Raw genomic sequence first — 9940 nt, 5'->3', positions numbered from 1 at the left:
ACAAGCCCCCGGATTCATCCGTGGGGTCAATGCTTCAATCTAAAATCTAAAATCTCAAATCTCAAATCGATTGACTCTCAGCCCTCTCGCTCATTAATTCAAATATCAATTATACAAAATTTCCCAACATTCCTCAAAAAAGACCCGGCGGTTGAAACCGCAGCTATACAAACAAAACCCGCCTGCGCGGGTTGAAGAATAGGCGGTGAAAATTACGTTTTACATGATTTTATTGAGTCCCTCGCTCGCTCGGACATTGTTTGTGTAAACCTGGTTTCAACCGCCGTCCGATCTCTCCCAAAACTCGTCAACCCTTTACTTCACCCAAGCCCGATGAGCCATCAAAGCCGCAAACGGCTGCACTCCCCGCAACTGATTCGACAGCGGCAAATGACCCCTCGGCGCGCTCAAATCCCAAATAAACTCTTGCGGGTAGCGCGTCCAATTATTTCCCTTCTTCCAGCCAATTAACGGCCACAACTTATCCCAATTCTTGCCCGAACTCAGCCAAATTTCCCGCTGTACCGAAAAGCCAAATTTGCCTTCGGAATGAACTTTCCACAGCGTATTAATTGTTTGCAAATCTGCCACGGGCAAACTCTCAACTTGAGTAAAATACAACCACTTTCTTGTTGAAGCTGTCTCGCCCGCCAACGCACAAAGTTTGTTTAAAGTCAATAGATCGGCTTCTTGAAATTCTTGTAGGGCCAATAATTGTTGCAGCGGAGTGTAATCAATGTTAGCATCCGATCGCAGCGGCACAATTCCCGTCGGAAAATTCGATCGCAAAAACTCCGTCGCTCTGGCAGAATCCGCACTATAAAGAATTTGGTAAGCCTTACCCATTACCGCCGTCGGTTCCTCCGACTTGCGCTCTAATAAAAATTCCATCAACACATCCCAACCTGCATCTGCTATTTGTTGTTGCAGCAGTTGCAGTTGAGTTTTCTCTGAACCAGACCTCAACTGTGAGCGGAGTTCGGCTGTATCGGCGGCCGAGTCTAATGGAGAAGTAGAAATCGAGTCAGTCATGGGAAACTATCAGCTATCAGCTATCAGCTATCAGCAATTAGCTGAAGCCCTGGTTTTCCCCCATTGTACAATGGTACTGACTTCGATTCACTTCTCTATAATCGGATGTCTGCGCGCCATGTCGCCTATTCCGGCTCGATCGCACGCTCGACAGCCAATTGCAGCCATCACCCTACGGTTAATCATCTCATTTTGGCGATCGCTGCGGTGTCAAACCGTTTCTTTTCCAACCTAATCGTCCACGATGGAAACCCATGCAGAGAAAGAAGGCGGAAAAAAGTTGATGTCATATTCCGAGTCTTCCCACTCTTTCACCCACAGTGGTACAACCCCTGGGCGAGGAGTTTCCGCAAATATCCGTCCCTTGGACTCGATCGTATGAAATAGCTGTTTCAAAGTATCTCCCCGATCCAAAGCGGAGCTGAGGATGTCGTCCAAGTCAGGATCGACCCGTTTGACGCGGTTTTTGTCCTCGTCAAGCCACAGAAGTTTCAAAGACTTCAGATCCCTCGGACTGAGAATGCTCTTGTAGTAAACGCGTTTAAGGGTCGCTACGGGCTCTAATGAGCGTTCGATCCGGCGAATTTGCTGAACTCGCAGGTAGTGCCATTCCGCTAAGCGCTTGCGTTCCGAAGGCGCGAGAGTTTCCTTGCCTGCTGCGTGTTTGTAGTCATAGTTAATCAAACTGCAAGCCATATTTGCCAGCAGGTGAATTAACTGTTTTTCCTTGGGTGTCGCCTGACGCCGTTCCTGGGTTCTTGTCAATACGCGCTGTCTGCGGGTAGTTTCGAGAGTATTTTCCATTGGGTTTTTACGAGATGAAATACGATTGTGCCAGATCCGAATCCCGAACATCAGAAGGTAAGGAAGTTGATAGGCGGGGAAACTCCACCGACAGACTCGCCTTACCTGTTTATTTTCCCATTCACCGTTCTGACTTCAACCCCTTGGATTGCGTAGGCTGATATTCGGAGGGAGTTTTTACGCCCCCCGCCAAGCCAAGGCGGTTGCGACAACAAACACCACCACCACCACCACCGCAGCGCCGGCGAACTACTCAGAGCGCCTATTATTTTTTGCCTTTACCCGTTTTTACTTCTTCCTGCTCCCCATCTTCATTCGTTCCAGTGTAGTTAAAGTCGGGACGACTCTGCCCCGCAGTCAAACTGCTGGTTGATGAAGCTTGTGGGACGATCGCATTCGCACGGGCGCTCCCTGTCTGGAAAAAGCCAATGCCACCGGAGGCGATTACCGCTAATACTAAGATGCTGTTTTTCATGTTCGATGACCCTGATTTAACGTAGATAAACCGCTTTTGGCTAACCCGATCTCTCAGAAGTGGGTTGATGCAATAGCCCACTTGTCTTCTGATAAATCTGCCTGCCATAATCAATTCAGACAGGCACACCCGCTTGCGATCGGAAACGCCGGAAGTGACGTGTTACTAATGTCCACGATCATCCACCAACCAGATTTTTTTGGGTAGTGGAGCGAAAGCCATCAGGGCGTCGATCCATCAGGGAGTTATGCCATCAGGGTGCTCATCCATCGGGTAGTTAAGTCATCAGGGCGCATCTTCTATAAATTAGCCACAGACTTCACTGTGATAGTTTGGCCAGTGGCCAGCGGCGTACTGACAGCGCCTTTAAAAATCAAACTTTTTGTGGATTTATCCCCAAAAGTTTGTCTTTAATCTTCCCCGCGCTTGCGGAAGTCGGGGGAGTGTCAGCAGCATGGAATTCCATGCAATCTAAGTCAACTAAAAAAACGCAGATTAACGATATCTCCCACTCAAGCAGTCCTCAGCCAAACGCTGGGGTTTTTTATTGGCGCCCGTTTCTTTGCCTTGAATTCCGGCATTCTGCAGCCGACAGAGCCGGCACAACGTTGACTGCGCCGCGGTTATGAATTTCCCTGAACACATCATACCACCGGGTGAATTTTAAAGTATTATTGTAAAAAAATGTGAATCAACTCGGATGTAGCCTTTCTCAATTGGTTTGAGTCAAAATTTAAATGATTGTGCCAACGAGTATCAAGAACAAAGTGCCGGGTACGATCGCCCGCAATCCTTGGATTGGGGGTGAACTCTTGCAAAGATACGGTAAAGATTGAGATGGATAAAGGTGAGTTAGCAGACAATAGAGAAAGAGGCAAAATAATTTGCCACCAGAGTAAGCCGACCATAATAATTATTTGAATTTGTAACCTTTCGATCGCACAGCACAGAGGCCCAGCATCTTGATGAATTCGCAGATGACCACATTCGTCAACTCAACCTACCAATATCAAGTCGGAGGATATTTACCTGCCGGCGCGCCCACCTATGTCAGGCGCTCGGCAGACAGCGAACTCTACGAAGGACTCAAAGCCGGACACTTCTGCTACGTGTTGAGTGCGCCGCAAATGGGAAAGTCCAGCCTGCTAGTGCAAACAGCCAAAAGATTGCAAGCAGAAGGTACAGCTTTTGGCGCCGTCAACTTGAAAAGCATTAGCAGCCCAGAAATTTCCCTCGAAAAATGGTACGGCGCGATCGTGTACCGCATCGCCAGCACCCTGCGCCTCACAAACAGGTTTGATGCCCTCAAGTGGTGGAACGATCGCGAACTGCTATCGCCCGTGCAGCGATTCGAGATATTTATCGAAAAAATTTTGCTCAAGTCTATTCGACAAAATCTAGTAATTTTTATCGATGACATTGACAGCACCAGCAGCCTAAATTTTAGTACCAGCGATTTTTTTGCCTCGATCCGCAGTTGTTACTCCAAGCGAGCAGAGCAACCCGAATACGATCGCCTGACTTTTGCGGTTTTCGGAGTAGCAGCCCCATCACAATTGATCCGAGATCCAAGCCGCAACCCTTTTAATCTTGGACGATCGATTAATCTAACTCGATTGCAACTGCACGAAAGTTTGCCGCTAGCCAAAGGATTGGCACTCAAAGCTTTTCGCCCTCAAAAAGTGCTGCAAGCAATATTAGCTTGGACGGGCGGCCAACCGTTTTTGACTCAAAAGCTTTGCTACTTGCTACTGGAATACGGGCCTTTTATTGGCAGAAATTGCGAAGCCCAGCAGGTAAAAAGACTGCTCAAACACAGAATTATTAAAAATTGGGAAGAACAAGACGAACCCCAACATTTGACAGCAATTCGCGATCGCCTTGAACACAGCCGCTGCGATCTCACCAAACTGTTAACCCTATACCAGCAAATTGGGCAACCGCCCGACCCAGAAAAACCGGGAGAATTGGCGGGAGTAACTGCCGATTACTCTCCCGAACAAATCGAATTGCAACTGTCAGGAATCGTGGTTAAATATCAGGGTAAATTAATAGTTGCTAACCAAATTTATCAATCTGTTTTCAATCAGTTTTGGGTGGAAAAAAAACTGGGTAATTTGGCTCCGTACCGCGAGGCGCTGGCAGCATGGCTGGCGTCCGATCGCGAAGATCAATCGCAGTTACTCACCGGGGAAAGCTTGCAGTCAGCTTTGGATTGGGCGGCGAACAAACAATTAAGTCAAGAACACTATTGGTTCTTGAATCCCGGAACTTTTCAAGAACAACCGCCCTGCGCCGTCGCCCAAGTTGCAGATACCAGTGCAGACACCGATACAGACAGCATTCTCACCCCGCCCTCAGAGACTCTCCCAATTGGCAGCAACGAACAGAGATTGTACGATCACATCGTCTCTTGCGTGGACAAAGAATCCCCCGCACAGGTAATAGAGCGGTTCCGCAAGCTATTTATCGACGGTATGGGCTATCCCGATCGCCAAATTGAAGCAACTTTGTACAGTATCATCTCCGTCAAGCGATCCGATCGGGAGTTTAAATATATTCTGCACCGCTGCTGCTACATCCCGATCAACCGCTGGCAATTGCACTCGCATCACAAATTGGCGATCGCCAATCTAGTAGCTTTATTTAAACAGACTTCTCCCCGATTCGGGATGGAATTTTACATAGTCAAGCGCTTGCAACAACAAATAGCATTCTTTACTAAAAGTGAAGAATTCCAGACCCTAGAACGCTTAGTAAAAGCAGTAGACCAAGAGCCAAAACCGCAGAAACAAGATAGTCATGCTCCTTTGGGCGAATTGATTTGTCGGTATCCTTATTTGTACGGGCATTCTCTGCTGAGCAAGGACAGCATTGAGGAAGATCAACAAACTATTAAAAAATTGGAAATTCAACGACAGCGACAATTTGAAACAAATTTGTCTCGCTATTTAAATTATTTAGTTGAGCCCAAAAATACCGAGATAGGAATTGTGGATTCTGCTCCCAATCCCACTCTGTTGAACGATGCGGAACTGCACTTGGCTGTTAGAGAATTTGCCGGGAAAGTAGCAGGCGATCGCAGTTACAAAGAATCTGCTCAATTTTTCCTGAGAGATGCCAGACAAACTTTATCTTACGGCGCATTCAAACAGGATTTATATGAATATTTAATATCCTCAGTTGAACCAGAATACGGCGGGCGTCAATTTAATGACCGCTTGTACAAACATATCAAAAATACCTTGCGAGAAAACGACTCGATGAAATTAAATAATATATTGTTAACTCGGACTTGCAACCAACTTTTCAACTTTTTAGTAGTGGAAAACTCCCAACATCCCAGCCACTACGTTTTTTACGATTTGGTGTACAATCTCGGCCCCAGCCGGACAATGGGTTTACTGCTGAAAATCGTACTGCTTTCGGGCAAAGTCAAACCAGAGTTGGAAAAACGATTTTCTATTTTGTTCAATCACTATGAAGGTAAAGTTTCCGATGAAGTTATGTGGTTTGTAAAATCCTTGGAAAATTTTAATGTGGCTTTGGTGGTAAATTTTGGGAATGCAGATTTGTCTTTAGTTAAACAACATCTTATTTTGAATTAAGAAATAACAAAATTGCTTTGGCAGCGTTATATAATTGTATTATAGCCTTTCTCAAAAAGATGAGGTACTCGTGGGCATAGGGCATAGGGCATAGGGCATCCGGCATCGGGCATCGGGCATACCTCACCACGCTTGAGAACCGCTTTAAGTCAAAAAAATCAAGGAAAAATAAATGAAAGCCTTTGAAGTCACAGGAACGATCGACGAAAAAGGTCAATTATTGCTCGATCGACCTTTAACACTCGATATTCCGAGTCTCCTGCGAATCATTCTCCTTCTTTCGGAACCTACAGATGAAACTGAAGAAGATCCAGATGATACGACCGTTGCAGAAATAAAAGCCAGTCTCAGAAGAGCGTTGCAGGAAGCTAAAACCGGACAGCGAATACCTCTTTCTCAAATGTGGGAGGGCATCGATGTCGAATGAATCCGAACTCGTTCAGATCGATTTAACACCTGAGGATCAGCAAAATTTGCGTGAATTATCCAAAAGATTTCGCCAAATCCGGCTAGATACTGGACCAGTAATTGAACAAATACAGGCTGGCAATTTTATTGGCGATCGCATTCCCGGAATGGGCGAAGATTATATCATCTTAAAAGTCCGGGTGAAAAACAGCAACATTCAAAAAGGGAAAAGTGCAGGATATCCCATGATTTATCGAGTTGAATCACCGTCGATAGTGCTTTTGTTAACCATATACTCACTCGCCAGATCGCACAGATATCAGCCTCAACGAAATCCGCACCATCATCGCCGATTTTGATCAAAGCCAATAGCGGTGTATTATTATTATTAATTTTATGATCAGCTATCTCAAAGGCACAGTCGCCAATATCGCCAAAGGCAGCAACCGCGTTATCCTGACTCTCGAAGTCAATGGAATTGGCTATGAAATTCAAATTTTACCCCGCCTGACCGGTCAATTGCCAGCATCCGGCGAAGTCGCCCAAATCTTTACCCACCAGCAAGTTAAGGAAGACCAAATCGTATTGTACGGTTTTGGCAGCACGGCCGAGCGGGATTTGTTTCGGCAGTTGACGAGTGTTAGCGGTGTGGGTGCTCAACTGGCGATCGCCCTGTTGGACACTTTAGGAATGCAAGATTTAGTTCAGGCGATCGTCGGCGGTAACACCCGCATCCTCGCCAAAACCCCCGGCGTGGGCGCAAAAACCGCCGAACGCCTCGCCCTGGAACTCAAAAGCAAACTCTCGGAATGGAGACAGGAAGCAGGTTTGACAACTTCCGTCGCCGCCGGAGTCCCCGCAGCGATTCAAGAAGAAGTGGAGATGATTTTGTTGGCGATGGGATATACTGCGGCGGAAGTCTTGCAAGCACTGCAAACTCTCAGCCAAGACAGCAACTTGTCAAAAAAAGCTAATGCGGATGATTGGATTCGCGAGGCGATCGCATACTTAAGCAGATAATCCCTATCAAACCAAGCAACCGGGAATAAACATCCAAGACGGACGGGCGTCGGGCCCGTCCCAAAATTTGATCGATCAGGACTTTTGGCAAAGATATAACCCAGCAACCGCACATAAAACCCCAAATTCTGCCCCACAAACAAACCCATCCGTGCGAAAAATTTGCTCCTTCAGCGGAACCCTGTGATACTATATGGGATTGTGACAATCGTACAAAAAAACCTAAAATCAATTCATGGCTCTTACACAAGAACGCAAACAAGAAATCATGGGCGACTTCCAAACCCATGAAACCGATACCGGATCAGCAGATGTCCAAATCGCCATGCTGAGCGATCGCATCAGCAAGCTCAGCGCCCACCTGAAAATCAACCAAAAAGACTTCGCCTCCCGGCGCGGTTTGATGATGATGATCAGCCGCCGCAAGCGCCTGCTAGCCTACCTGCAAAAGGAAAATGTCGATCGCTACAAAGCATTAATTGCCCGTTTAGGCATTCGCGGCTAAACAGCCCAGCGAAAATTTGCGACAATATTCAAGAATCTTGGACAAACGCCAGCAGGATTTACGCACCGATCGCAAATCGGTTTCAAACCGTTGATTAACCGTCAGAGTTGCGTAAACCCTCGCCAAGATTTATTGAATAAATGTTCGAGATTTCAGGTTAAAGATAAAATATGTCCTCCGAACCACCCAGCCAGCGCCTACCTTTTGAACCGGCCTCAAATCGGAAAAAAATAGCTAAAAAGCCCCCAGAAACCGAAGCAAACACAGTCACAGAAGAATCAAAACCCGAAAAGCAGCCCAAAGCCACAAAAACAGGCCCGCAGGCGCGATCGAGCAAAACAGACCCGCAGGCGCAATCCATCCCAGAAGTAGTCAGCAAACGCATGATATCCCGCATCGCGGTATTCTGCGGCATACCGACAATCCTGGGAATTTCCACATTTTTTGTCAGTTATTTGATAGTCAGCAAAGGCTTATTTGACTTGCCCAACACAGCGGTATTGTTGGTAAGCATGGGCTGTTTTGGTCTAGGCGTACTGGGATTAAGCTACGGAGTCCTCTCGGCTTCTTGGGATGAAGAAGCTTCAGGAAGCACTCTGGGGTGGGAAGAATTTAATACTAATTTTGGACGGATGCGAGAAGCGTGGCGCGCCGCTAAACCGAAAAGTTAGTGATTAGTCATTAGTCAGCAGTCATTAGTCATTGGTGTCAACAAACAGGTTAAACCCAGTCAGAGACTGCTGTTTGACGATTAGCTCAGATCGCCCTGGCGCCCCCCGAATCGTTGCGGGGGGACAAGAACTTGGTCAAAGTCCCCGATCGATCGGGGGATGCGAGGGGGATCGAGACTTAGGTAAAAACGGGATTTTTCGGATTCCATCCGTGTCATAATGCGTGTCTTAGCGCAACACAACAGAAAAAAATATGATTATAGTAATGAAAGCCGGCACTCCAGAAGCCGAAATCGATCGCCTAGACGAAGAACTCCGCACTAGCTGGGGTTTGACACCAGAAAAAATCGTCGGGCGTTACAAAACCGTCATGGGTTTGGTGGGCGACACCGTTGAGCTCGAACCGATGCAACTGCGCGAAATGAGCACTTGGATTGAAGAAGTGCTCCGGGTAGAAAAACCGTACAAGCGCGCTTCTCTGGAATACCGCCAAGGTGAACCGAGCTCCGTAGAAGTTGCTACTCCTTTGGGAACCGTGACGATCGGCTTGCATCACCCGATCGCGATCGTAGCAGGCCCTTGCTCGGTCGAAAACGAAGAAATGATTGTGGAAACGGCAATGCGCGTCAAAGCTGCTGGAGCTCATTTTCTGCGCGGTGGCGCCTACAAACCGAGAACTTCCCCCTACGCTTTCCAAGGCCACGGCGAGAGTGCTTTGGGATTGCTAGCGGCGGCGCGGGAAGCTAGCGGTTTGGGAATTATTACCGAAGTTATGGATGCGGCGGACTTAAGTGCGATCGTGGAAGTAGCCGACGTAGTTCAAGTCGGCGCGAGAAATATGCAGAATTTCTCACTGTTGAAAAAAGTCGGAGCTCAAGACAAACCAATTTTGCTGAAGCGCGGCATTTCCGCCACCATTGAAGAATGGTTGATGGCAGCCGAGTATATCATGGCTGCTGGCAATCCGAACGTGATTTTGTGCGAGCGCGGCATTCGCGGCTATGACCGGCAGTATACGCGCAATACCCTCGATTTGTCGGCGGTTCCAGTATTGCGAACTCTGACTCACTTACCGATTATGGTTGACCCCAGTCACGGGACAGGTTGGGCGCAGTTTGTACCTTCAATGGCGTTTGCGTCGATCGCCTCTGGTACAGATTCGCTGATGATTGAAGTGCACCCGAATCCCAAAAAAGCTTTGTCTGACGGGCCGCAATCTTTAACACCGGATCAGTTCGACAAGTTGATGGGAGAATTGGCCGTTATTGGTAAAGTCATGAATCGTTGGCCGCAACCAGTGCCAGTTTTGGCGTAAGAACGGATGTTATACCAATTTTTTATGAGGCTGCATAGAATCCGATCCCCCCTAACCCCCCTTAATAAGGGGGGGACAAGATTCCGATCAAAGTCCCCCTTC

At 47.4% G+C, this 9940-nt stretch carries 11 protein-coding genes; 8 read left to right on the top strand and 3 right to left on the bottom strand.

Annotated elements, in window-relative coordinates; all coding sequences use genetic code 11:
- Positions 1-315: 315 nt before the first annotated feature.
- Complete coding sequence (locus QT974_RS24875) at positions 316-1032, bottom strand: GUN4 N-terminal ARM-like repeat domain-containing protein (protein WP_333471082.1); 717 nt, start codon at positions 1030-1032, stop codon at positions 316-318.
- Here QT974_RS24875 and QT974_RS24870 point away from each other — a divergent pair.
- Positions 1031-1267, top strand: a complete 237-nt coding sequence (locus tag QT974_RS24870; RefSeq protein ID WP_333471081.1) for a hypothetical protein — start codon at positions 1031-1033, stop codon at positions 1265-1267. The genes QT974_RS24875 and QT974_RS24870 overlap by 2 nt on opposite strands.
- Here QT974_RS24870 and QT974_RS24865 read toward each other — a convergent pair.
- Positions 1264-1836, bottom strand: coding sequence for a hypothetical protein (locus QT974_RS24865; RefSeq protein WP_333471080.1), 573 nt, complete (start codon positions 1834-1836; stop codon positions 1264-1266). The genes QT974_RS24870 and QT974_RS24865 overlap by 4 nt on opposite strands.
- 265 nt (positions 1837-2101) lie before the next feature.
- Positions 2102-2311 (bottom strand): hypothetical protein, encoded by a 210-nt coding sequence (locus QT974_RS24860; protein WP_333471079.1) that lies wholly within the window; start codon positions 2309-2311, stop codon positions 2102-2104.
- 977 nt (positions 2312-3288) lie between these two features.
- Here QT974_RS24860 and QT974_RS24855 point away from each other — a divergent pair.
- The 7 genes from QT974_RS24855 (at position 3289) to aroF (ending at position 9838) form a co-directional block, all read left to right on the top strand.
- Positions 3289-5919: an AAA-like domain-containing protein gene (locus QT974_RS24855; RefSeq protein ID WP_333471078.1), complete on the top strand. Its 2631-nt coding sequence runs from the start codon at positions 3289-3291 to the stop codon at positions 5917-5919.
- A 172-nt stretch (positions 5920-6091) separates the two neighbouring features.
- Positions 6092-6346, top strand: a complete 255-nt coding sequence (locus QT974_RS24850) for a type II toxin-antitoxin system RelN family antitoxin (RefSeq protein ID WP_333471077.1) — start codon at positions 6092-6094, stop codon at positions 6344-6346.
- Positions 6336-6686, top strand: coding sequence for a type II toxin-antitoxin system RelE/ParE family toxin (locus QT974_RS24845; RefSeq protein WP_333471076.1), 351 nt, complete (start codon positions 6336-6338; stop codon positions 6684-6686). The genes QT974_RS24850 and QT974_RS24845 overlap by 11 nt, the downstream gene beginning before the upstream one ends.
- A gap of 37 nt (positions 6687-6723) precedes the next feature.
- A complete protein-coding gene (ruvA, locus tag QT974_RS24840; protein WP_333471075.1) occupies positions 6724-7347 on the top strand; it encodes a Holliday junction branch migration protein RuvA in 624 nt (207 codons plus the stop codon).
- A gap of 235 nt (positions 7348-7582) precedes the next feature.
- Positions 7583-7852 carry a 30S ribosomal protein S15 gene (rpsO, locus tag QT974_RS24835; RefSeq protein ID WP_333471074.1) on the top strand — a complete coding sequence of 90 codons (270 nt, stop codon included), beginning with the start codon at positions 7583-7585 and terminating at the stop codon, positions 7850-7852.
- A 170-nt stretch (positions 7853-8022) separates the two neighbouring features.
- Complete coding sequence (locus QT974_RS24830) at positions 8023-8523, top strand: PAM68 family protein (RefSeq protein WP_333471073.1); 501 nt, start codon at positions 8023-8025, stop codon at positions 8521-8523.
- A 253-nt stretch (positions 8524-8776) separates the two neighbouring features.
- Positions 8777-9838 carry a 3-deoxy-7-phosphoheptulonate synthase gene (gene aroF / locus QT974_RS24825; RefSeq protein WP_333471072.1) on the top strand — a complete coding sequence of 354 codons (1062 nt, stop codon included), beginning with the start codon at positions 8777-8779 and terminating at the stop codon, positions 9836-9838.
- The last annotated feature ends 102 nt before the right edge of the window (positions 9839-9940 follow it).

Source organism: Microcoleus sp. BM001215392, from assembly GCF_036700185.1.
GTDB lineage: Bacteria > Cyanobacteriota > Cyanobacteriia > Cyanobacteriales > Microcoleaceae > Microcoleus.
This window is presented reverse-complemented; position numbering and strand designations above follow the sequence as displayed.

Excerpts from the sequence above, each read along its gene's own strand:
- QT974_RS24870 (WP_333471081.1), top strand. The coding sequence starts at position 1,031 with ATGGGAAACTATCAGCTATCAGCTATCAGCTATCAGCAATTAGCTGAA.
- QT974_RS24875 (WP_333471082.1), bottom strand. The coding sequence starts at position 1,032 with ATGACTGACTCGATTTCTACTTCTCCATTAGACTCGGCCGCCGATACA.
- QT974_RS24865 (WP_333471080.1), bottom strand. The coding sequence starts at position 1,836 with ATGGAAAATACTCTCGAAACTACCCGCAGACAGCGCGTATTGACAAGA.
- QT974_RS24860 (WP_333471079.1), bottom strand. The coding sequence starts at position 2,311 with ATGAAAAACAGCATCTTAGTATTAGCGGTAATCGCCTCCGGTGGCATT.
- QT974_RS24855 (WP_333471078.1), top strand. The coding sequence starts at position 3,289 with ATGACCACATTCGTCAACTCAACCTACCAATATCAAGTCGGAGGATAT.
- QT974_RS24850 (WP_333471077.1), top strand. The coding sequence starts at position 6,092 with ATGAAAGCCTTTGAAGTCACAGGAACGATCGACGAAAAAGGTCAATTA.
- QT974_RS24845 (WP_333471076.1), top strand. The coding sequence starts at position 6,336 with ATGTCGAATGAATCCGAACTCGTTCAGATCGATTTAACACCTGAGGAT.
- ruvA (WP_333471075.1), top strand. The coding sequence starts at position 6,724 with ATGATCAGCTATCTCAAAGGCACAGTCGCCAATATCGCCAAAGGCAGC.
- rpsO (WP_333471074.1), top strand. The coding sequence starts at position 7,583 with ATGGCTCTTACACAAGAACGCAAACAAGAAATCATGGGCGACTTCCAA.
- QT974_RS24830 (WP_333471073.1), top strand. The coding sequence starts at position 8,023 with ATGTCCTCCGAACCACCCAGCCAGCGCCTACCTTTTGAACCGGCCTCA.
- aroF (WP_333471072.1), top strand. The coding sequence starts at position 8,777 with ATGATTATAGTAATGAAAGCCGGCACTCCAGAAGCCGAAATCGATCGC.